22 protein-coding genes are annotated in these 20,951 nt (G+C 44.3%); 12 read left to right on the top strand and 10 right to left on the bottom strand.

Annotation, left to right across the window (positions count from 1 at the left end; genetic code table 11):
* Positions 1-18: 18 nt before the first annotated feature.
* Genes ACX5KA_RS12505 through ACX5KA_RS12490 form a run of 4 tightly spaced genes read right to left on the bottom strand, consistent with a single transcriptional unit; the run spans position 19 to position 4,929 of the window.
* A complete protein-coding gene (locus ACX5KA_RS12505) occupies positions 19-1,140 on the bottom strand; it encodes an ABC transporter permease (RefSeq protein ID WP_039221123.1) in 1,122 nt (373 codons plus the stop codon).
* A gap of 3 nt (positions 1,141-1,143) precedes the next feature.
* Positions 1,144-3,876 (bottom strand): ribosome-associated ATPase/putative transporter RbbA, encoded by a 2,733-nt coding sequence (gene rbbA / locus ACX5KA_RS12500; protein WP_458731304.1) that lies wholly within the window; start codon positions 3,874-3,876, stop codon positions 1,144-1,146.
* Entirely contained in the window at positions 3,876-4,724 is an 849-nt protein-coding gene (locus ACX5KA_RS12495; RefSeq protein WP_458731303.1) for an HlyD family secretion protein, read from the bottom strand. The genes rbbA and ACX5KA_RS12495 overlap by 1 nt, the downstream gene beginning before the upstream one ends.
* Entirely contained in the window at positions 4,690-4,929 is a 240-nt protein-coding gene (locus ACX5KA_RS12490) for a biotin/lipoyl-binding protein (RefSeq protein WP_458731302.1), read from the bottom strand. Before ACX5KA_RS12490 ends, ACX5KA_RS12495 begins: the two co-directional genes overlap by 35 nt.
* Positions 4,930-5,116: 187 nt before the next feature.
* On the opposite strand from ACX5KA_RS12490, the gene ACX5KA_RS12485 reads away from it, so the two are divergent.
* From ACX5KA_RS12485 to ACX5KA_RS12470, 4 genes are all read left to right on the top strand, one after another.
* Complete coding sequence (locus tag ACX5KA_RS12485) at positions 5,117-5,719, top strand: class I SAM-dependent methyltransferase (RefSeq protein ID WP_458731301.1); 603 nt, start codon at positions 5,117-5,119, stop codon at positions 5,717-5,719.
* 75 nt (positions 5,720-5,794) lie between these two features.
* Positions 5,795-6,937: an HNH endonuclease gene (locus ACX5KA_RS12480; RefSeq protein WP_458731300.1), complete on the top strand. Its 1,143-nt coding sequence runs from the start codon at positions 5,795-5,797 to the stop codon at positions 6,935-6,937.
* Positions 6,934-7,353 carry an HNH endonuclease gene (locus tag ACX5KA_RS12475; RefSeq protein WP_458731299.1) on the top strand — a complete coding sequence of 140 codons (420 nt, stop codon included), beginning with the start codon at positions 6,934-6,936 and terminating at the stop codon, positions 7,351-7,353. Before ACX5KA_RS12480 ends, ACX5KA_RS12475 begins: the two co-directional genes overlap by 4 nt.
* Before the next feature lie 331 nt (positions 7,354-7,684).
* Positions 7,685-7,933, top strand: a complete 249-nt coding sequence (locus tag ACX5KA_RS12470; RefSeq protein WP_071817702.1) for a DUF2960 family protein — start codon at positions 7,685-7,687, stop codon at positions 7,931-7,933.
* A 49-nt stretch (positions 7,934-7,982) separates the two neighbouring features.
* Here the strand turns inward: ACX5KA_RS12470 and ACX5KA_RS12465 are convergent, their stop codons facing one another.
* Positions 7,983-8,624 (bottom strand): hypothetical protein, encoded by a 642-nt coding sequence (locus ACX5KA_RS12465; protein WP_458731298.1) that lies wholly within the window; start codon positions 8,622-8,624, stop codon positions 7,983-7,985.
* Positions 8,625-9,026: 402 nt separating this feature from the next.
* Here ACX5KA_RS12465 and ACX5KA_RS12460 point away from each other — a divergent pair, with 402 nt between their 5' ends.
* From ACX5KA_RS12460 to ACX5KA_RS12440, 5 genes are read left to right on the top strand one after another with little or no spacing between them, the layout of a single operon-like run.
* Positions 9,027-9,578, top strand: a complete 552-nt coding sequence (locus ACX5KA_RS12460) for a hypothetical protein (RefSeq protein ID WP_458731297.1) — start codon at positions 9,027-9,029, stop codon at positions 9,576-9,578.
* A gap of 14 nt (positions 9,579-9,592) precedes the next feature.
* A complete protein-coding gene (locus ACX5KA_RS12455) occupies positions 9,593-10,366 on the top strand; it encodes an ETEC_3214 domain-containing protein (protein ID WP_458731296.1) in 774 nt (257 codons plus the stop codon).
* A 13-nt stretch (positions 10,367-10,379) separates the two neighbouring features.
* Positions 10,380-11,699 carry a transglycosylase SLT domain-containing protein gene (locus ACX5KA_RS12450; protein WP_458731295.1) on the top strand — a complete coding sequence of 440 codons (1,320 nt, stop codon included), beginning with the start codon at positions 10,380-10,382 and terminating at the stop codon, positions 11,697-11,699.
* A gap of 15 nt (positions 11,700-11,714) precedes the next feature.
* Positions 11,715-12,620 (top strand): hypothetical protein, encoded by a 906-nt coding sequence (locus tag ACX5KA_RS12445; protein ID WP_458731294.1) that lies wholly within the window; start codon positions 11,715-11,717, stop codon positions 12,618-12,620.
* Positions 12,621-12,641: 21 nt separating this feature from the next.
* The gene (locus ACX5KA_RS12440; RefSeq protein WP_458731293.1) at positions 12,642-13,640 is read left to right on the top strand and encodes a hypothetical protein; all 999 of its coding nucleotides are present in this window, start codon (positions 12,642-12,644) and stop codon (positions 13,638-13,640) included.
* A gap of 71 nt (positions 13,641-13,711) precedes the next feature.
* Here ACX5KA_RS12440 and ACX5KA_RS12435 read toward each other — a convergent pair whose 3' ends face one another.
* The 4 genes from ACX5KA_RS12435 to ACX5KA_RS12420 form a co-directional block, all read right to left on the bottom strand.
* Positions 13,712-15,472: a BCCT family transporter gene (locus ACX5KA_RS12435; RefSeq protein WP_458731292.1), complete on the bottom strand. Its 1,761-nt coding sequence runs from the start codon at positions 15,470-15,472 to the stop codon at positions 13,712-13,714.
* Between the two features lie 231 nt (positions 15,473-15,703).
* Positions 15,704-17,377: a bifunctional protein tyrosine phosphatase family protein/NAD(P)/FAD-dependent oxidoreductase gene (locus ACX5KA_RS12430; RefSeq protein WP_458731291.1), complete on the bottom strand. Its 1,674-nt coding sequence runs from the start codon at positions 17,375-17,377 to the stop codon at positions 15,704-15,706.
* A 10-nt stretch (positions 17,378-17,387) separates the two neighbouring features.
* Positions 17,388-18,242 (bottom strand): MBL fold metallo-hydrolase, encoded by an 855-nt coding sequence (locus ACX5KA_RS12425; protein ID WP_039222450.1) that lies wholly within the window; start codon positions 18,240-18,242, stop codon positions 17,388-17,390.
* A gap of 10 nt (positions 18,243-18,252) precedes the next feature.
* Positions 18,253-19,053 carry a sulfite exporter TauE/SafE family protein gene (locus ACX5KA_RS12420; RefSeq protein ID WP_458731290.1) on the bottom strand — a complete coding sequence of 267 codons (801 nt, stop codon included), beginning with the start codon at positions 19,051-19,053 and terminating at the stop codon, positions 18,253-18,255.
* 128 nt (positions 19,054-19,181) lie between these two features.
* Here ACX5KA_RS12420 and ACX5KA_RS12415 point away from each other — a divergent pair, with 128 nt between their 5' ends.
* From ACX5KA_RS12415 to ACX5KA_RS12405, 3 genes are all read left to right on the top strand, one after another.
* Positions 19,182-19,634, top strand: a complete 453-nt coding sequence (locus tag ACX5KA_RS12415; protein ID WP_333971245.1) for an RrF2 family transcriptional regulator — start codon at positions 19,182-19,184, stop codon at positions 19,632-19,634.
* A gap of 89 nt (positions 19,635-19,723) precedes the next feature.
* Entirely contained in the window at positions 19,724-20,134 is a 411-nt protein-coding gene (locus tag ACX5KA_RS12410) for a YeeE/YedE family protein (RefSeq protein WP_458731289.1), read from the top strand.
* Between the two features lie 21 nt (positions 20,135-20,155).
* Positions 20,156-20,575 carry a DUF6691 family protein gene (locus ACX5KA_RS12405; protein ID WP_458731288.1) on the top strand — a complete coding sequence of 140 codons (420 nt, stop codon included), beginning with the start codon at positions 20,156-20,158 and terminating at the stop codon, positions 20,573-20,575.
* Positions 20,576-20,679: 104 nt separating this feature from the next.
* Here the strand turns inward: ACX5KA_RS12405 and ACX5KA_RS12400 are convergent.
* A partial coding sequence (locus ACX5KA_RS12400) for a Na+/H+ antiporter NhaC family protein (protein ID WP_458731287.1) occupies positions 20,680-20,951 on the bottom strand: 272 nt, incomplete at its 5' end.

Below are 20,951 nucleotides of genomic sequence, written 5' to 3'. Positions count from 1 at the left end.
CAAAACTAGATAGCGCTTCTAAGCCATACTACCAATGGTGCTTTTAAACCTTTTAAGCGCTATAAAATAAAACGCACAACCAATAGCTAAAAGCGCCAATAACTGAGGATATATAACGCTAACGCCCGCCCCTCGATACAATACCCCTTGGGAAGCCATTACGAAGTGCGTATTAGGCATTAGCAACATTGCGTATTGAATGAATTCAGGCATGCTTTCTCTTGGTGTTACACCACCAGAAAGCAACTGAAGCGGCAATAACACTAAGATGAGTAACAATCCGAACTGGGGCATAGAGCGCGCAATAGTGGCCATAAAAATACCCATACTCGATACGGCGAATAACTGTAAAGCAACAGCCACCATGAAAAGCCATATTTCGCCATTGACTGGTACGCCAAGTACCCATTGAATAATTAAATACACCGAAAGCAAGGTAGTAACCCACACAACTACCCCCGAGGCTAACAGCTTAGAAAGCATAATTTCACTGTCTGACACTGGCATAGCTAACAGGTGCTCTATAGTGCCGCGCTCTTTCTCTCGAATAAGCGCAGCCCCAGACAAAATTATGGCTACCATTGTTACGGCATTAATAAGTTCCATGACAGAACCAAACCAAAAACTTTCAAGCGCGGGGTTAAAGCGGGCTCGCATGATCAGTTCGACAGGGTAAACAGTGTCAGACTTATAGCCCTGTAAATATGCGTTCACTTCATCGGTGATTATTTCAGTAATGTAACCATTGCCGGTAAACGCCTGGCTGATACGCGTGGCATCAACGTTAACCTGAACGTCGGGCTGTAACCCGGCCATAATGTCTTTTTCAAACTCAGGGGGAATGGTAACCACAAAGGTATACTTACCTGTGTCTAAATACGTGTCGGCTTCATTACTTTCAATGATATCTGGCGCTAGAAAATAGGGAGGGTAAAAAGCATCTATCACTCGATTAGATATCTGCGAGTTGTCGTGATCAACAAAGGCAATGGGCGCATTGTGCAAAGATTCGGGTACCGCAGTGGCCGCAGTGTAAATGTTTACTGTAAACACATAAGCAATAAGAATAAGCATGGCCGGGTCGCGCCATAGACTCCAAAGCTCTTTTATACTTAACTGGGTTACATTTTTAATTTCCACGGTTTAGCGCTCCTGCTTGCGCAACAAAACAGTGGCAAGCCACAGTGTAATTGGAATAGAAATAGCAATGGCAAACACTGCAAAATCAAGCGTACCAAAGCCTAACCCTTTGCTAAATATTCCTCGGCTAGCAGTTAAAAAATAACTAATGGGGTGAAGCTCTCCTATTAAGCGCCCTGCCCCTTCTAAGGCAGAAACTGGCGTTATCATGCCTGCAAACTGCACAGCCGGAACCATGGTGCCAATGGTGGTAAGCAAAATTGCGGCAATTTGACTGTTCGTAAAAACTGAAGCCAACAAACCAAAGCTGGTAGAAAAAGTAACGAATAACAACGTTATAATGCATAGCACCAGCATATCCCCTTTTAATGGAACATCGAAAAGCCCCACTGCCATTGCAACTAACAGCAAGAAGCTAACAAACGAAGTAGCGATATAGGGTAGTTGCTTGCCCAACAAGAACTCGATGCGTGTAACTGGCGTGACGTACAAATTGATTATCGAGCCTAGCTCTTTTTCACGTACCACCGCCAACGATGTTAAAAGCGCAGGGATCATCAACAATAACATGGGCATTACCGCAGGTACGATTGCCACTAAGCTTTGAACATCTGGATTATATAAATAGCGTGATTCCACATTAATACTGCTAGTCGACTGCACTTGGCTAGCTTGTGAAGCTTGCTGCAAAAGCCATTTCAAGTGAATACCTGTTACATAACCCTCTATCGTTTCTGCCCGTGATGGCATAGAGCCATCAATCCATGCCCCTATTTCTACTTGTTCGCCCTTATGCAGCTTTTGGCTAAATTCGGGAGGAATTTCCACAGCCAATGAAAGTTCGCCGCTTTTCATTCGCCGGTCCATATCGGCGTAACTGGTTATAGCAGGCTGCTCATTAAAATAGCGTGAGCCAGATAAAGCATTGCGATAGTTAAGGCTAGTAGAAGTTTGATCGCGGTCGAATACAGCATAGCTTAAGTCGTCGACATCCATAGTAATGCCATAGCCAATCACCATCATTAACACCATGCTGCCTAAGAACGACATAGTTAAGCGAATAGGATCGCGAATAAGTTCAAGGGTTTCACGCGAGGCATAGCTTAACAACCGTCGTAAGCCTTTTGCGCGTTTGCTTGGTGGTGTGGTTTTATCTGCACTAAAACTTTCTTGCGCGTTTTGATCTGGCTTTTGAGCCTGGTTCGCAGGCGTTTGTGCTTCAACTAAGTAATCGATAAACGCGCTTTCTAACGTATCGGCAGATTTAGATGCTTTTATGGCCTCTGGTGTGTCGGTTACCAACACTTCGCCTGCATGCATTAGCGAAATTCTGTCGCACCGTACGGCCTCATTCATGAAGTGAGTAGAGATAAAAATGGTTACGCCGTCTTTTCGCGCTAAGGAAATAAGCAACTGCCAAAAGTTATCTCGGGCAACTGGATCTACGCCAGAAGTGGGTTCATCTAATATTAATACTTCAGGTTTATGAACCATGGCCACGGCTAATGACAAACGCTGGCGAATACCAAGCGGAAGGTCGTTCGGTAGGCTGTGTTGATGATGGCTTAAGGCAAAGCGGTTAAGCATTTCATCTACCCGCGAATTTAGTATCTTGCTAGCTACTTTGAATAGCTTGGCATGAAGCGTAAGGTTTTGCCGAACGGTTAATTCGGTATACAAAGAAAAGCTTTGCGACATATAACCTACGCGGTAGCGGGTGTTGATATCGTTAGCAGCAAGCGGGCTGCCCAGTAACCATGCCTCGCCAGAGGTTTGCGGCAACAGGCCAGTAAGCATTTTCATGGTGGTAGACTTACCACAGCCATTCGAGCCTAGAAAGCCAAAAATTTCGCCTTTCCCAATAGTAAAGCTAACGTTATTTACTGCCGTAAAATCGCCAAACTTCATAGTAAGATTTTTAGCTTCAATAGCGGTTTTGGTATGCTCACTAGCTTTATAAGGCTGCACAACTACGTTGCGATGCTGCTGCTTTGCGCCTGCGGGTAAAAGCGCTATGAATGCCGCTTCTAAATTGGTGGTTTGCGTTTCCTCAAGCAATGACGCTGGCGAGCCACTTGCCAGTATTTCACCTGCATTTAACGCTATTAGATGATCAAACTGTTGGGCTTCATCCATATAGGCTGTAGCTACCAGTACCGTAATATTCGGCTGGGCTTTGCGGATATCTTTAATAAGCGACCAAAATTGACTGCGGGCAAGGGGGTCTACCCCTGTGGTGGGTTCGTCTAAAATAAGTAAGCGGGGGTCGTGTATTAAGGCACAGCACAAACCGAGCTTTTGCTTCATTCCACCAGACAACTTACCAGCCGGACGCGATAAAAACGGGTAAAGCCCGGTTCGTTTGGTAAGGTTATCTATTCGAATGCGACGCTGCGCGCGATTATGCCCAAAAAGTTTGGCAAAAAACTGTAAGTTTTCTTCTACCGATAGCGTGGGGTATAAATTTTTACCTAAGCCTTGCGGCATATATGCAATGTCGGAACATATAGCGGCGCGGTGCTTTTCATCACGAATATCGCCACCAAGTACCTGCAACTGCCCCTTTTGCATAACTCGCTCGCCGGCAATAAGCGATAGCAACGTAGATTTGCCCACACCGTCAGGCCCAATAATGCCTACCGTCAGGCCTGCGGGAATAGAAAGGGCAATATTGTGAATGGCCGTGGTGCTTTTGTAGCGAACCGTTAGCGCATTGCACTCAATAATATTGCTCATTAGTCGACAAGCTCAGGTAGGTCGCTAGGCCATTCGGCGTTGTCATTTAACTTAACCCATACTTCACCTGGCAGCCCCGTTTTCACTTTCTCAATGTGCTGCTTTAACAAATCTATAGGAATTTGTGCTTTAACCCTGAACATTAGCTTTTCTCGTTCGCTTTGGGTTTCAACCGACTTAGGTGTAAATTGCGCCACATCGGCAACGTAAGAAATGGTAGCCGGAATAGCTACATCGGGCGCAGCATCAAGCACAATGCGAGCTTCACCGCCCATTGTTAGCTTGCCCACCTGCGTGGCAGGTAAAAAGAATGTCATGTATACGTTTGTTAGGTCGACCAAACTAAGTACACGGCCACCTGCGCCAACAACTTCGCCAGGCTCTACAACACGGTATTGAATGCGCCCACTACGTGGTGCTTTTAACACCATATCGTTAATTTCAGACTGAATTTGCGCAATAGTGGCATCGGCCGCACTTACTGCCGCCTGTGCAGAGTAATATTGCGCACGCGAAGCTTCAATGGTGGCATCGGCCGCTGTTAAACGAGCATTAGCAGCATTTACCGCTGCCTTTGCGCTTTCAACAGTGGTTAGATTATCTTCTGCCAATTGCTTAGACACTGCACCCGTTTTTGACAATTCATTAGTACGGGCAGCATGCGCTTCGGCGGCTTTTAGCTCGGCTTTAGTTTGTAGCAATGCAGCTTGAAGTGCTGACTTTTCGCTTTGGCGCTGTGCACCCGCCATATTTGCAGCTTCTACCGCACTTTTAGCTTGCTGACGCTGCGCCTTGGCCTGCTGAAGCTGGCTATTAATGGTAGTGGTATCCGAGTTTAGCGACCACATCACCCGCCGTTACTCTGTCACCTTCGTTCACATAAATTTCTTCTACACGACCTGCCACTTTAGCTGAAATACCAATTTCAGTAGCTTCAATGCGCCCATTCCCCGACACCACATCTACATTTTCAGGGCCACTAAAAATAGTGCTAACAACCACAATTAAAAACACAACGAACATAATGGATAGAATAAACGGCGTTTTTTTCACAGTGACGCTCCCTGTGGTTTATCAATAAAGGTGAAAAGTGGCGAAAGCGCCAAGGTTAATAGCTAATGTATACTGGGTGGTGTACTTTAAGCTTTGCGCTGGATCAAAGTTTTGGTAGGTTGAGCAACTAGCCGAGTTTTTGGGCATGCGGTAAATTAGATTAAACAATGAAGGGACTCTGTTCATAGTGACAAAAACAATTGAACACTACAGCAAAAAAGCGCAGCACTATTACGATTTGTATAATTCGGTAGACGCCGAAAGTGTGCACAGCGATTGGAAAGCGTTTCTACAAAAATCAAAAGCAGGCACCGCACTAGATGTAGGCGCAGGCAGTGGCCGCGACGCCAACTGGCTAGCCGAACAGGGCTGGAACGTAACAGCCGCAGAGCCTGCCGGTGGGCTAAGAAACCTTGCACAAGCCAACTCGCATAACAGTGTTACATGGTGTAGCGCCAGCCTACCCGCGCTTACCGCCCTACCCCAAAAACCAAACACATACGACCTAATACTGCTTTCAGCGGTATGGATGCACTTGCCTAAATATGAAAGGCCACCCACGTTAAAAAGGTTAGCAGAATTGCTTTCAGAAAATGGAACACTATATATAAGCCTTCGGTTCGGCCCAAATGATGAAGCAAGGCCCATGCACCCCGTTAGTTATGAAGAGTTAGCGACCTTAGCGGAAAGTAACGGCCTAAAGGCTCGCAACTTAAACACTGTTCCTGGTAAGGACGGGTTGCAGCGTGATGATGTGAAGTGGGTTACGGTTGAAGTGGTGAAGGGATAATGTGGCAGAGAACCAACTTGTAAACGGACAAAGAAAAATGTTTTTCTTTCTTACACTAATTTTAAGGATGAATGGATGAGACTCACTTATTACGTTAACAGATTACAAAGCCTGCGGCCTGATAGATCCTCAGGAAGAGCCAAACCTCATAAAGTTTGCATGATGTTTGCTGTCATAGAGCTCATTGAACAAGGACATATCCAAGAGAATAAAATTTATTATGATGATGCTTTAAAGAGGCGCTTTAGCTGGCATTTCATGCGATTAAAGCAGGACAATGATACTAACAGTCCTTTCCTACCTTTTTTTCATTTAAAGTCTTCTGGACTTTGGCACTTGAAAGTTTTAAAGGAAAATGTTGCTGAGTTTGACGCAATGCGCTCTGCCACTGATACGAAAATTCGTAAGCTTGTAGATTATGCATACCTTGATGAACAACTATTTAAATATCTCAATAATCCAAGCACTGCATCAGTTCTAAGAAATGCTCTAACGGCCAACCTTGATACCTTGGAGGACCAATACGGTCGCTGGGCTAAATCTATAGGTAAGTCTGAAAAAACTATAAAAAATTATGTTGGTGCGTTAAAAAATTCTATACCGAATTGGTTAAACGATGCAGGAATTACAAAGCAGAGTCTGTTGAGCATAAGCTCTTATTATGAGTATGAAACTATAGTAAACAAAACTTTTAAGCTAAGAGAATTTGTAGCAAAAGATAAGCAAGGTAAGGGAATGTACAGCGCAGCAATTAATAGCTACAGAGCATTTTTATCAGACATTACACAAGTAAGTGTTAAACAAGATATAGATGATATTATTCTGGATAGCACTATCTCTGAGACGCAAAAATCCGTAATGGTAAATACACGTATCGGTCAAGGAAGATTTAGAGAGGATTTGATCAGTCACTGGAAAGGTTGCGCTGTTACCCAGTATCAAAATTACTCGTTCCTTATAGCGTCTCATATTAAGCCATGGTCGAAATCTGAGAACGACGAGCGCCTTGATCCATTTAACGGCTTGTTACTTTTAGCCAATATTGATAAAGCATTTGACTTGGGGTACATCAGCTTTAATGAAAATGGCCGCATTTTAATCTCTGAGCATTTAGAAGAGTTCCAAATATTAGGTATACATCCTAATATGAAAATTGCGTTAGCCGATCAACATCAAGACTATTTGGCTTACCATCGCGAACAGCAGTTCAAACAATGACTATAAGAGTTACTTTACAAAAAGAGGGCAAGAGTTTTAGGCGTGAATACAAAACTCACGCTCGCGCTATCAGTGCTATTGAAAGATGGTTTAGCAAAAATAGTGGAATGGCGCTCGTATATCAACCAGGAGAACAACCAGTTGTATACAGAAGTAAGCATGACCTCCCTATTTTGAAGTTCAATACACAGACCAACTTTTATAGGACGAAAGCATGGCGAGAGCTGAGACTCTCAATTTTGCTAGAGTCAGATTGTAGTTGTAAGATCTGTGGTATTACTTCGGAAAGAGGGGCGATCTTACATGTCGATCATATTAAACCACGTAGCCTGTATCCTGACCTTGCACTCGATAAAAGTAACTTACAGGTATTATGTGAAGACTGTAATATTGCGAAATCTAATAATGACCTCTAAACAATGGTCTAAAGCTGCTAATACCTATGACCTTTGCCTCCGGAGTGCAAAGCCATTGACCAGCTTTTCAGGGGTTACCCCTCAATCGCTCTATCAAAGCTTTCATCATCGTCGAAATAAAGCTGGCTTAATCAGCTTTTCTTTATTTTGTAAATAAAGTAGGCAAAGGCTAACGCTTCTCTAAAACTACTAAATTCTCCATCGAATATTTTAAAAACCTCGCGCTATGATTTTGCCACCCGCTTTTTTAACACGCTAATCATTAGCGCTAATTGAGTTTATAATAGCGGTTAAACCGTTTTTGAATTACATCGACCAACGTGAGTAAAACATGGCCCATAAAGTACGTTATAAGTTTAAAGGTGTGGCAAAAGAGATAAATTTTTCTTACAGCCGCCATCAAAATATGCATGAAGCTGTGGCCGATGCTGAGGGAATAGACCTTTCCCAGTTCCTGCAAACTGAACAGCAACTTGCCGCTATCAGTAAAGACAAAAAAACCGTAAGAAACTTCAGAGATACCGAATTTGCAAAAATGGGGTTTTCTGAATTGTACTTTTTAAAAAACGGTCAAGAATGATGGTTGGGCCCGATAGGGTTCGAACCGCTGATTCTGGAGCGCAATGCCATCAATCAGCTTTTGATTTATGGTCTTCAACCAACCCATGAAAAGCCTCAATCGCCCTATCAAAGCTTTCATCATTATCGAAATAAAGCTGGCTTAGCCGGCTTTTCTTTATTTTGTAGGTAGCGCTGGCAAAGGCTAGCGCTTCTCTAAAGCTGCTAAACTCTTCATCGAATACTTTGAACCCGTCGCGCTGTGGTCTTGCCACCCTCGTTATGCTGCCGTTTACTTCATAGTCGAACCCAGCAAATTGAAGGCGTGAAAGGGTTTCTTTACCTAATCGCATGCCGCCTTTTAGGCTTATTTGAAATGCGGCATCCATTTCTTCTATTTCTTCCATACTCCAGTGGTTATAAACCCTAATGGCCTTTTTGTACTTTTCCGCCAATAGCTTTTTTAACACGGTAATTCTGGGTTCTAGCGTGGCGTTATTTTCGTTTTTTAGCAGGTCGAAGCATTCGTTGCATGAGGGTACGGAAATAAAGTCGGCCTGTAGATGTCCGCTTTGCCAGTCGTGAATGAATTTTATAGGCGGAATAAAGTCTTGGCGGGCCGCCTCGCAGCCACAGTAAATACAGCGGTTAAAGTCAGCCGAATGTACTGCGTTTAAGGGCTGGTAGAATTTTTGATAATTCTTTACTGACATACTGCTACTTGTTCGAATAGTTAATGCTATTTGGGTGCTTTTAATCTTGGCTACGTTAACACAGCGAACTTTATGTGAAAGTGAGATATTGATTTCTTTCACTGAATAGTCTAGCTGATAGCGCATGTTGTAATTAGCTGCCCGCATTGCAACGTAACAGTATCAAGGCGTTGCGACAGTTGGTGGATTAGCGCTAACTTCGAAAGTTACATTATTAAAAGTTTGTTACGGAGAGAGCAACACCTCTCGAAAGGTATATTTTTCTATACCTAATTATGAAAAATAACCGTTATGCCCAAATTTTTCTCTGTAATTTAAATTAAATGGCGCTAATATAGCCAATATGCAATCAAATGGATTTGAACGCGGTGTTCCTGTCCGCAAATGTAAATGGAGTTAATAGTGCTTAAACGCAACCTTCAGTTAATCGCTTTATCTACTACGCTTGCTTTAGCAGCAGGTTGTAGCTCAACACCAAAAACAAATGCTACAGATATGGGGATGACCCTGCCCTCTTGGGTAACAACCCCGACAGTAGAATCTGGTTTAGCAGCCTCATCTTGTGTAGCAGCATCAAACAGCTTTTCTATGGATAAAACTCAGGCTGCTACTATGGCGCGTACTGAGTTGGCGGCCCAATTAGATGCTCGCGTATCTTCTCTACAAGAACAATATGCACAAACGGTATCTAGTGCTAGTAGCAGTACCACTAACACTGACTTTTCTACCACTACTACCCAGTTCGTAAATCAAGCGCTTCAGGGCTCGAAAGTAACCAAGGTCGATTACGCTCAAATGGGTCAACAGAAAAATGTGTGTGCATTGGTCACTGTTTCTGAAGACAACGCAAAGAGATTATTTGAACGCGTTATCAATAGTGCTCCTACTAAGTTAAGTCCAGAAGATGAAACATTACTTTATCTGAACTTTTTAAAGTCGGAAAATCAGCTGTAGAACGGATTTAAGTGATGAGTGAAAATCAGAGAAGTTCAGATGAGGCTGACACAGCGCCTGGTCGCAAAAAATCAGTCTATGAATACTTTGTAGCTGGTGCTCTTGGTCTTATGGCTTTAGGTCAGTGGGGAGACACTAAAGACGTTATTGTTGAAGCCTGGCGACTTACTCTTTCTAACTTCACGCATCAATACGAATATCAGGCATTAGATCGTATAAATGTAGGCAGTAATTTACGCTATATAAAAAACCTTATTGGCGAGCCGCAGTTAATCAAAACCAGTAAATACAATGATGAAATCAGCTTTGCTTATTACCTAAAAGAAAAATACATACTAACGCTGATAGTAGAAGAAAACCGTGTAAGTGCATACACCATCACAAGCCTAATTGATGACTTTGTGCCGCATAGTCTCCTCACAAAGACCGCAAGCGACGACAAAACTAGCATTGCCGATAACTACGGCACTTTTGAAGATTTCACGCTAGATTTCAACAATATTGAATACCTATTAGTAAAAGAAGAACTTGGTAAAGAAAAGTTATTCGTTAACAACTACTTTGGTGCTATCAGCTACGGTGTCGAGGTACAACTGCCCAGTGAAGAGCTGAGAGATATCTACAACACCTTAAATATGGATGAGACATCATCAGAGGCGTTAACAAAAGTGAGGCAGTTAACTACGAAAGCCATAAATAACTTTTACGGCGCAGGTGAAAATGATCTATCAGTCATTGCCGACTCGGTTTTAACCAATTTTGAATACTCTTTGTATTACAAGAAATAAGGACATACTTGCCATGTTGCAAAGCAGAGCGTTAAAGAAGGCAGTTATTGCATCGATGCTATTAAGCGCACCTTCAGTGGCGCAACAGTCAAAGTTTGATGCCTATAAGGAAAAGCATAAAGAGAGGTACGAACGCTTTGCTAACGATTACTCCCAGCGGTATGAAGAATTTAAAGAAAAGTTAATCGAAAAGTGGGGCGTAGCTGAGCTGAGTTCAACCACTGAGTACGTGGCATATTCAAACGATAATAATATAAAAGTCATTGCCGATTTCGAAAAAGACACTATTGAGGTGAGTATTCGTGACGACGAATTCAACACACTTAATGAACAGGAACAGAACGTTTTAGTCAAAGCTGCGATTGAAAGTACGCTAAAGTTGTCAGCATCTGAAGCAAAAGAAGTAAACCCTGAGTTTGTCATTTTAGCCGGTAGCTCTGCGAAAAAAGCACACATTCCCACGCTAAAAAACTATAAAAGCACAGCGCCTACCTTGCTTAACGCATTGGGAATAAAAAGTGATGCTGATTTAGCAAAATCGATAGTTGCTGCAAAGGCGATACCCGTAGAAAAGCAGGCTGCATTAGTTACACAACGAACGAAAGCTCGCTTAGAGAAGCAGATAAAAGAAGTCGAACAGTTTGCTTCCAGAGAAGATGTGCCGAAGCAAACAAAAGAACAAGCCACAAAAACAGTGGCGACGCTCACTACACAACTTAATGAAGTATCAGAAGCAAAGGTTGACGCAACAGCCAAAAACACGCGTTCTTATAAAATACAACTGCAGCGGGCGCGTTACGAAAAAGCAGCTGATTTTTTAAATGCCGTTTCACAACAGTCTTCACGTTGGCAAGTAGCCGAAGATACCCTGCTGGCAGTAATGGAAACCGAAAGCCACTTTAACCCTCTGGCCAAATCACATACCCCCGCTTACGGGTTAATGCAAATCGTCCCCGCCACCGCAGGCGCAGATGTGAATAAGCAAGTATATTCCAGTGATAAAAAGCCAACGCCTGAAGAGCTGTATGACAGCGAACGCAATATTGAATATGGCAGCGCATATTTCAATATTTTAATGACGCGTTATCTTAAAGAAGTTGAAAACCCCACCAGCCGCTTGTACTGCGCTATAGCCGCTTATAATACTGGCATAGGCAACCTCTCAAAAGCATTCAACAATGGTAAGCGCGGCAGGATGGCAGCTATTGAGAAAATTAATCAGATGACGCCAGAGCAAGTGATGCACGTTATAAAAAGTAAAACACACACTGAAACGCAACGCTATTTAGAGAAAGTATTAGGCAGTAAAGCGTACTTTTCACAACACATTTAGCGCCGAGGTTTGATAATGCGACAACTACTTTACCTTTTGCTGTTTGCTGTATCTTCCGCAGCGGCCGTTGAATTACCGCCAGATTCAGAAAAATATATTTATGGCATAGGTACCGACACCAGCTACGACCTCTCGCAAAAAGCGGCCATGGCAGATATTGTGATGAAACTGGCTACAAGGGTAAACGTAAGCACCAAAATCAACCAAACAAAACACTCTAATAGAACTCAAGTTGATGCCCAGTCACAAGTAATAGCTGAGAGCCGAGGTATAGAGCTACCCAATGTAGAGGTCATTGATTCTGACCAAAAGGATAATCTCTGGCAGGTTCTGGTACGGGTTGAACGAGAGCAAGTTAAACGCGCTATAAAACATCAACTAGATACCATAAACAGTGACTTACAGTTTGTTCTTGAAGAATTTGAGAATCATTACTCGCCTTCGTGCTTTTATACGTTAAGTAATGAAGAAAATAAAAGAACACTGCTTAACGAGTTAATACCAGCATACATAGGCATTGGCAGCGAAGAGGGCGCTGAAACTCAGTTTAACCGCACCATTAACACTTTCGACCGCACTTACAAACGCTGCAAAATGCGTAACCGTTACACCCTAACCTTCTCGCAGCCTGTAACTAGCGCACTAAAAAATTCAACGAAAGCGCTGTTGAAAAAGCAAGGATTTGACGTGGTTAGTAAAGGTGAGAACACGGGGAGCGTGCAGTTAAATATAAAAGCCAAATCTTCAATGTTTAAAAAGACGCACTTCACCATTTTAACCGCTGAAATCCTTGTTTTTGATGAAAGGGAATCGTTGCAGTTTAAAGATTCCTTCAAAGTAAAAGGCGCCTCTTTCAAATCTAGCAGTGAGTCTGTTGCTAGAGCAGAGCAAGCGTTACTGCAACGCGTGAAACTAAAATAAAAATCTAAAGGTACTGAGAGAATGAGAAAAGCACACTACTTAACTAGTTTAGCCGCTGCACTTACCATCACTGCGTGCGGCTCTACTGCCCCAACGGCCTTGCCAACTTACCCTGATTTTAATATACCAGCATTGCCCGGCGCACCCATTGATGCAGCCAACGTTCAAAGCAATAAGCTTTTAGTTGCACCAGGCGTAAAAAGCGATGTACCGTCATTCATTCAAAGTATGTTTGTAGACAATATGACTGCGTTTGTTAACGAGAGTGGTTCCGAAGTTATAGACCGTCAGCTAGCACAACGCTTCATTGATGAAATTCAGTTAAAAGAAAACTTATCAGAAACCTACGAAGCCTACCAAGGGCCTGTAGAAGCAAAGTTTTTGATCATTCCGACAATCACAGACTATTCTTGGAGTAGTGAATACGAGAAAGCAGACTCACGCAAAAACAAAGACGGAGAAACCATCCGTTACCCAGCCGAGTGCGACTACACAGGCAAAGTGAAAGGAAATGTTCAAATTCGCGCGTTGCCTTCGATGAAACAGATTATTTCGGTAAACCTAACTGGCAGAGAAAGCGGCTCAAAAGAAAACCCACCAAGCAAAAAATGTGACGAGACAAGCATGATAAATGGCGCAATTAAGGGCGCTATTGCTGACCTATTGGTAAAAGGGGACGATGACTATATCACGCTGAGCAAGTATGTAAGCTCGCAAGGTATGATCACCGGAGCTAAAAAGGCCGAAGGTGAAATATACTTCGAAACAAACTTAGGCCGTTTACATGGTGCGAAAGAAGAAGCTGCCGTTGCTATTTACCAAGAAATTGATGGTGAGTTAGTGAAGATTGCTTCGGGCGAAATGGTCGACAAAGACAATGTTTTTAACAGTAAGTCTTACATTAAAGTAGAAAGTGATAGCGTAGAGCGCATTAAACGCGGCATGATTGTAATGCTTTCTGGTGAATGCACTGGCTTTGGCTGCAAATGGAATAGCTCTCTAAAGAACTTAACGAAGTAACTAGCCAAGAAATTCAAACTGAGCCTGCAGCTCTTGCTGCAGGCTTTGCTTTTTAAACGAATCGCTAAAAACTACAACCGCGACGGCCTGCTGTGCGGGTCGCCTTCTATGTGATCTTTCGGTTCACGAGGTTTAGGTTTAGCCGCTATTGGCACTTCTTCCTCGCCTTCTTCATCAAGATCCCATGTACCTTCTTCGCTCCATGGGTCGTCGTCTGGAAATTCCTCGATGTTGATTTCTTTCACGGAATAGTCGGGCTGATAGCGCATGTCGTAATTAGCCGCCCTTACTATGGCGATACACAGCATTAAGGCCACAGCTAATAGCGGTACGCCCCCTATTATTGATGCGGTTTGAAGTTTTTCTAACCCGCCTATAAACATAAGCACAATAGGCATGAAAGATAGCGCAAAGGCCCAGAACAAGCGGTTCCAGCGAAGTGGCTCTTCGTCTACTTCTTTTTGCACTACGGCCGCCAGAATGTACGAAATAGAGTCAAACGTAGTGGCGGTAAATATTAGCGCCAATAAGGTGAATACAAATATAACCACGTAATCCATTGGCAGTGTGTGCAGCATGGCAAAAATGGCCGCGGTTGGGCTTTGTTGGTTAAGTATGGTGACTACGTCTAGTTCGCCTGATAGCTGTAGATAAAGGCCGTAATTTCCCATTACCATGAAGAATAAGAAGCAGCCCATAGTGCCGAAAAACATAGAGCCTGCCACCATAGTTCGGATGGTACGCCCCCTTGATATACGCGCAATAAAAAGCCCAACGCTTGGTGCAAATACCAGCCACCACGCCCAATAAAATATGGTCCAGTCTTGTGGGAAGTGGGTGTTTTCAAAACCGTTGAATTCGGCGAAGGGTTCTAACCATGTGGCCATTTTAATGATGTTGCTCATTACACGGCCCAGGGCATCTAACCCTGTGTTAGCCATAAATAAGGTTGGGCCCACTATAAATATAAACAGCAACAACCCAACTGCCAGCCAAAAGTTAATGTCTGACAGCAGCTTAATGCCTTTTTTAAGGCCAACATACGCGCTGTAGCCGAATATGGCGGTACAGGTTATTAGCACCACCACCTGCGTAGTTAGCGATTTAGGTACCCCGAATAGCTCGTGTACCCCTTCGTTTATCATAGGTGCCGCCAAGCCTAACGTGGTGGCCCCGCCGCCTAGCATGCCGAAGATAAAGCTGATATCGATAATTTTACCTAGCCAGCCGTGAGCCATTTTCTCGCCTATTACCGGCATAAGGGCTTCGGAGATTTTAAGTACGCTGTGATTACGTACGTAGTAGAAGTAAGCAATGGGTACCGCAGGAATAAGGTAGATAGCCCAGGCCAACGGCCCCCAGTGGAATATGCCGTAGGCCGCGGCCCATTTGGCGGCTTCAGGGGTTTCGCCTTCTATGTGAAACGGGGGCGCTTGGTAGTAGTACACCCACTCAATCATGGACCAGTATAAGATAGACGCCCCAATACCGGCACAAAACAGCATAGCAGCCCAGGACACGGGCGAGAACTCAGGCTTTTCTTCAGGCTCGCCCAGTTTTATTTGGCCGATATCGCTGAACATGATGTACACCATGAAGCCACCAGCGCCCACACCAAGTAGAAGGTACAACACGCCAAGTTTACTGGTAACGAAGTCTTTAGCAGCTGCCACCCATTGTGCGCCCTGGTCGGGCCAAATGATAAGGGGAAGAGTGACAGACAGAAGAAGAATAAGAGAGCCAAAAAAGGTTGGCTTGTCTATTACGCTAAACGCGGTTTCCTGTTCAGGAGAGACCTTCGGCGAGGCCGCATCTCGGGTATTACTGCTCATACACGATCCTTTGTTTTACTTTTTATCGATGCCATTATGCAATGAAGCTTTAAACGGGCAATCTTTTAAAATAGTTTAACAGAATAGTGTGAAATAAGGTGGGCAATGATTTTTTAGCGCGCTTGCGCGTTGTTCACAAAGAGTTTTAAAAAAGATTATTAACGAAGAGTTTGCACGTAAGTACTTTAGCCCAAATCAGTTGGGCTAAAGCGTTTTCATGTAGACCATACGTTATTTATTCACGTGCTGAGTTTCGGGCTTAGCCAGCCACTCTCTGCCTTTTAGCATGCCTTCCCAATAAATAGGAGGAAGCAACTTTTCTTTTAAATACCATGCTAGGCGCGACGGTTTCGTGCCATCCAATACCCAAGCCGGCATGCTGTTAAGGATTTTGCCGCCGTAGCCAAATTCGGCCAATATCACTTTACCTCGCTCTACAGTAAGCGGGCAGCTGCCATAACCGTTGTAGATGGCTTTATCTGTTTGCACACCACGCTCGTAAAGTAAGTTGTTAGCGACCACTGGGGCTTGCATGCGCGCCGCCGCGGCGGTTTTAGCATTAGGCGCATTTATTGCGTCGCCAAGGGCAAAGATATTTTCAAACGACTTATGCTGTAACGTTGATTGGTCGACATCAATCCAGCCATTGCCATCAACAAGGGGGCTGACTTTGATAAAATCTGGCGGGGACTGGGGCGGAACCGCGTGCAGCATGTCGAACTCAGTTTCAACAAGCGGGGCGTCTGGGTCTGCCACCTTCTTAAATGAAGCTACTTTTCCCTTGCCATCAACCTTCACCAGCTGGTGTTCGAAGTTAAGCGATGCGTGGTATTTTTTGACGTATTCCATAAGTGCTGGCACGTACTCTTTTACACCAAAAAGTACGGCGCCCGTGTTGTAGAACTCAACGTTAATATTATCTAGCACACCTTCTTTGAACCAATGGTCGCACGACATATACATGGCTTTTTGCGGCGCTCCGGCACATTTTATAGGCATAGGTGGCTGTGAAAAAACCGCTTTTCCTTTTTTAAGGTTCTTAACTAGTTCCCATGTATAAGGTGCCAGGTCAAATCGGTAGTTTGAAGTAACGCCATTTTCACCTAACGTTTCGCTCAAACCCTCTATTTTGTTCCAATCTAGCTTAATGCCAGGGCAAACCACTAAGTGTTCGTACTTAATTGTGCGGCAGCCGTCTACCACTATCATATTTTCTTTTGGCGCAAAGGCGGCTACGCCAGCTTTTATCCATTTAACATTATTAGGAATGATAGATGCCACAGTGCGCACAGTATCGTTGGCGTTGAATACGCCCCCGCCTACTAGCGTCCAGCCTGGCTGGTAGTAGTGCACTTCGTTAGGCTCTACTATGGCAATATCTAAATCTGGGCATCGCGATTTCAAACTAGAAGCAACTGCAACACCACCCGCACCCGCCCCTACAATCACTACCGCATGAGAGTGATCGGCATGGTCGTTAGGTGTCTCACCGCCGTTTTTTAGGCGACGGACTACCCCGCTCAAGTCATAGCCTGCTTTCTGTGATAAGCCGAGTACCTCTTCATAAGAAAGAGTTTTGGTTGCGGTCATGGCCCATAGCGTAATGGAGCGAGTGCCGGTTCGGCAGTAAGCAAATACGGGGCCTTCTAATTTTTGTAGGTTCGCTTCAAACGTTATTGCGTCTTGCTGAGTTACTTTACCGCTCACTACAGGCTGATATACGCAAGGTAAACCCAGTGAAGATGCTTTTGCTTCTATTTCAGCAAAAGTGGGCTGGTCTGCGCCTTCACCGTCAGGGCGGTTACAAATAATAGATTTGAACCCTGCTGCTTTTATTGCTTCTATATCGTCTACTGATATTTGAGGGCAGACAGATAGCTGTTGTGTTACATTGGCATATTGCATAATTTCACCCTCAAATAGCATTCACAGGAATTTTTATGAACTGCTTGCCGCCTTCAGATGTTGCGCCAAACTGGCCGTTTCGAAGGTTTGCTTGTATAGCAGGCAAAAGTAACTTGGGTACCGCAAGGGTTGCATCTCTTGCCTCGCGCTTTTCAACATATTCCTGAAGGGTTACTTCTGGGCGAATTTGCTTATTTGTTTCTTTCGCTTCTTTGATCGATACCGTTGATAGCGGAGCTGCACCTTCTTTAGGATAGTCGTGACCAAGATAAACGGTGGTGTCGTCAGGCAGAGTGAAGAAGCGCTGAATGGTATTGTAAAGTTGCTCGGCACTGCCACCCGGGAAGTCGCAGCGCGCCGTTCCTAAGTTAGGGGCGAACATGGTGTCGCCTACAAATATTTTGCCGTCTACCAAGAAGCTTGCGCAGGCTGGCGTATGCCCCGGCGTATGCCATACTTTTACTTCATATTCACCGATATTGAAGGTGTCACCTTCTTCGAACAGCACATCGAACTGACTGCCATCCCTTGGTGTGTCGTTCGCCGTTTCAAATACGTCTAGCCAGGTATCTAGCACCGTTTTAATACCTGAGCCAATACCAATTTTGCCGCCAATCTTAGACTTTAAATAGTGCGCTGCGGTAATATGGTCGGCGTGCACATGGGTTTCTAAAATCCACTTGTTCTTAAGCTGGTTTTGATTGACGAAGTCGATAACTTTGTCGGCGCTTTCCATTGACGCCCGTCCCGAAAAGATATCGTAATCGGCAACCGAATCTATCACGCCACACTCTTTGGAAGCAGGGTCGAATAGCACATAAGTAAACGTGGCCGTTTTGTTATCGTAAAATGTTTCAACGTTCATAGATGTTCTCCTAGAGAAGTTCTTTGGTCATGATGAAAACGGCAATAACTAGAGTGAAAAATGCAAAGAACTTCTGCAAAGCTGCACCGTCTAGTTTTCCCGCCACCTTCGTGGAGACAGCCATCCCAATAAACGTGGCTACCAGCATAAGCGGCAGCAAAGGCATCTCCAATTGAATTCCGGTTTGTAGGTCACCAATAAAGCCAAGCAACGACTTTAAGGCGATAATGAATAGCGACGCGCCCACCGCGTTTTTCATGGGCATGCCTAAAATAAGTACTAAGGCAGGTATAATAAGAAAGCCCCCGCCCGCGCCGAGTATGCCGGTAACAACACCAACTACGGCGCCTTCAATGACTATCAGCCCTACGTTGGGTTGTTTGTTCTCAATTACCTGTGCTGCTGGTGCTGATTTGCTGTAAGCCTTTTTTAACATCATGGCAGCCGAGGCCAGCATCAGCATGGCGAACAGAACCATGATGCCTAGATTCTTATCTATAGTGAGCGATTGAAAGGAAATGGTTTCGGGAATGGCAGGCATTAAAAATGCCCGTGTCAGATAAACGGCAATGATAGAAGGCACTGCAAATAAAATAGACGCTTTAACGTCAACTAAACCTTCCTTGAAATACCTTACCGCGCCGTAAGCGGCTGTGGCACCCACAATAAGCAATGAGTAGCCAGTGGCGATATCTGGCGTTACGCCCATTAAATAAACGAGGATAGGAACAGTAAGGATTGAACCCCCTCCACCTATTACGCCTAAAACCATTCCCATTAGAACAGCGGCGATGTAGCCAAGAATAATCATATCGACACCTTATTTCATTTTGTTATATGATAGAACAAAATATACAATAAAGTATATTCTAAATATATATTTAATTTTTGTGGTGCTGTAAAATTGCTAGATTGAGTTAATCGTTTTTTTAGATACCTATGAAAATCAATACTTTTAGTAATTTAGCGTTTCGCGTTTTGATCTATCTCGCGCTACGAAAAAACCAGAATGTAAAAACAGGTGAAATTGCAGATGCGTACTTCGTATCGTTTAATCACTTGAAGAAAGTCATCACTTTGCTCATCGACAATGGATACATCATTGGCACAAAGGGGCGCGGGGGCGGCATTAAACTGGCTAAAGAAGCCAAGCTTATAAATATTGGCGAAGTGTTTAGGTTAACGATTGAAGACGTGGCATTGGCGGAGTGTTTTGCATCGCCAACGAACAAATGTGTTATCTCGCCTACATGTCGCTTGAAATCAATCCTTCAGGACGCGGCTGATAAATTTATAAGAGAACTTGACCAATTTACGCTTCATGATTTGGTTAAAGATAGAGAGGGTGCATTAGCGATGCACCTTGCCATCGATTTTATAGAAGTTGAGTAGAAGTGTTCTAAGGCATCTACTCGTACTGTGTTTATTCGCGATAGCATCATTTTACTAGAGCATCGCACGAGTGGATTTAGGAGAGAAAATTGGAAAACTGGACTACAACACCGTTTGAGCCGTTAGCCGGTTTGGCAGGCGGGCTACTTATTGGCTCGTCAGTAGTATTGCTGCTGTATACGCTTGGCCGTATTGCCGCAGGGGCCATAACGCAAAACGGCATTGAACGCTATTGGCGACTGGCCTTTTTAGCAGGCATTGTTCTATCTGCCGTGCTTTACATGGTGTTTGTTGGCGATTTACAGATTCAAACCCAAATGAGCTCAACGTGGCTGGTTATGGCCGGCTTGTTGGTGGGTTTTGGTACACGCCTTGGTTCTGGATGTACGTCGGGCCACGGTGTGGCAGGCTTATCTCGATTATCCCCCCGTTCTATTGTGGCAACGCTTACTTTTATGGCGGCTGCAATTGTGACCACGAATATCATCAGACACCTGTAAATTACCGAGGAGCATATACTTATGAGAGCAATTATCGCCTCGCTTATTTGTGGGCTTTTATTTGGTTTAGGCCTTATTATATCGGGTATGAGCAACCCTGCCCGCGTGCTGAACTTTTTAGATTTCAGTGCCAACTGGGACGCTACGTTAGCATTTGTGATGGGTGGCGCTATTTTAGTGGCGGCACCTGGCATGTATTGGGTGCGCAAGCGCAACAAACCCTTATTTGCAAATAAGTTTGATATTCCTACCAGCAAAACCATTGATGCAAAGCTAATTCTCGGCTCTGCGGCATTTGGTATTGGCTGGGGTATCAGTGGTTTTTGCCCAGGCCCTGCTGTGGTAGCTATCGCCTCACTTCAAACTGATGTGCTGATGTTCGTAGGCGCGATGATTGTCGGCATGCTGGCGCAGCATTGGTTGAGGCCAAAAGCGGCTTAAAACATAACTGCTCTTGCGGCTTTATCCCTAATGGGGATAAAGTCGTAATTATCCCTTCAAGGGGGTAAACCCGGCAGCCACTTACAAAAGTGAAAAAAGCTGACTTATCGTTTTGCAGTTTTCCCTTTCAATAAACCTACCCCCAGTGCGGCCATGATCACTGCAACAACGCCGTTTAAGTAATTGAAAAAGGCATAGGGTGCATAGTCGAGCACGTCAACGCCCAGGGTGGCAGAGTAGAACGCACCGGCGGTTGTCCACGGAATAAGCCCTGTGGTCATAGTTGCCCCCTCTTCTACCGACCTTGATAGCACGGCAGGGTCAAGATTTTGCTGTTCATATTTTGGTTTGGCTATGTTCGGATTAACTGTTGTTG

Source organism: Alteromonas alvinellae (assembly GCF_902705805.1).
The sequence above is the reverse complement of the archived record's forward strand: the minus strand, read 5'-3'. Positions and strand labels throughout refer to the sequence as shown.

What these genes read in the sequence shown, in the direction of transcription:
- rbbA (WP_458731304.1), bottom strand. Translation starts at nt 3,876, where the DNA reads ATGAGCAATATTATTGAGTGCAATGCGCTAACGGTTCGCTACAAAAGC.
- ACX5KA_RS12495 (WP_458731303.1), bottom strand. Translation starts at nt 4,724, where the DNA reads ATGTGGTCGCTAAACTCGGATACCACTACCATTAATAGCCAGCTTCAG.
- ACX5KA_RS12480 (WP_458731300.1), top strand. Translation starts at nt 5,795, where the DNA reads ATGAGACTCACTTATTACGTTAACAGATTACAAAGCCTGCGGCCTGAT.
- ACX5KA_RS12475 (WP_458731299.1), top strand. Translation starts at nt 6,934, where the DNA reads ATGACTATAAGAGTTACTTTACAAAAAGAGGGCAAGAGTTTTAGGCGT.
- ACX5KA_RS12470 (WP_071817702.1), top strand. Translation starts at nt 7,685, where the DNA reads ATGGCCCATAAAGTACGTTATAAGTTTAAAGGTGTGGCAAAAGAGATA.
- ACX5KA_RS12465 (WP_458731298.1), bottom strand. Translation starts at nt 8,624, where the DNA reads ATGTCAGTAAAGAATTATCAAAAATTCTACCAGCCCTTAAACGCAGTA.
- ACX5KA_RS12455 (WP_458731296.1), top strand. Translation starts at nt 9,593, where the DNA reads ATGAGTGAAAATCAGAGAAGTTCAGATGAGGCTGACACAGCGCCTGGT.
- ACX5KA_RS12450 (WP_458731295.1), top strand. Translation starts at nt 10,380, where the DNA reads ATGTTGCAAAGCAGAGCGTTAAAGAAGGCAGTTATTGCATCGATGCTA.
- ACX5KA_RS12445 (WP_458731294.1), top strand. Translation starts at nt 11,715, where the DNA reads ATGCGACAACTACTTTACCTTTTGCTGTTTGCTGTATCTTCCGCAGCG.
- ACX5KA_RS12440 (WP_458731293.1), top strand. Translation starts at nt 12,642, where the DNA reads ATGAGAAAAGCACACTACTTAACTAGTTTAGCCGCTGCACTTACCATC.
- ACX5KA_RS12435 (WP_458731292.1), bottom strand. Translation starts at nt 15,472, where the DNA reads ATGAGCAGTAATACCCGAGATGCGGCCTCGCCGAAGGTCTCTCCTGAA.
- ACX5KA_RS12430 (WP_458731291.1), bottom strand. Translation starts at nt 17,377, where the DNA reads ATGCAATATGCCAATGTAACACAACAGCTATCTGTCTGCCCTCAAATA.
- ACX5KA_RS12425 (WP_039222450.1), bottom strand. Translation starts at nt 18,242, where the DNA reads ATGAACGTTGAAACATTTTACGATAACAAAACGGCCACGTTTACTTAT.
- ACX5KA_RS12420 (WP_458731290.1), bottom strand. Translation starts at nt 19,053, where the DNA reads ATGATTATTCTTGGCTACATCGCCGCTGTTCTAATGGGAATGGTTTTA.
- ACX5KA_RS12415 (WP_333971245.1), top strand. Translation starts at nt 19,182, where the DNA reads ATGAAAATCAATACTTTTAGTAATTTAGCGTTTCGCGTTTTGATCTAT.
- ACX5KA_RS12405 (WP_458731288.1), top strand. Translation starts at nt 20,156, where the DNA reads ATGAGAGCAATTATCGCCTCGCTTATTTGTGGGCTTTTATTTGGTTTA.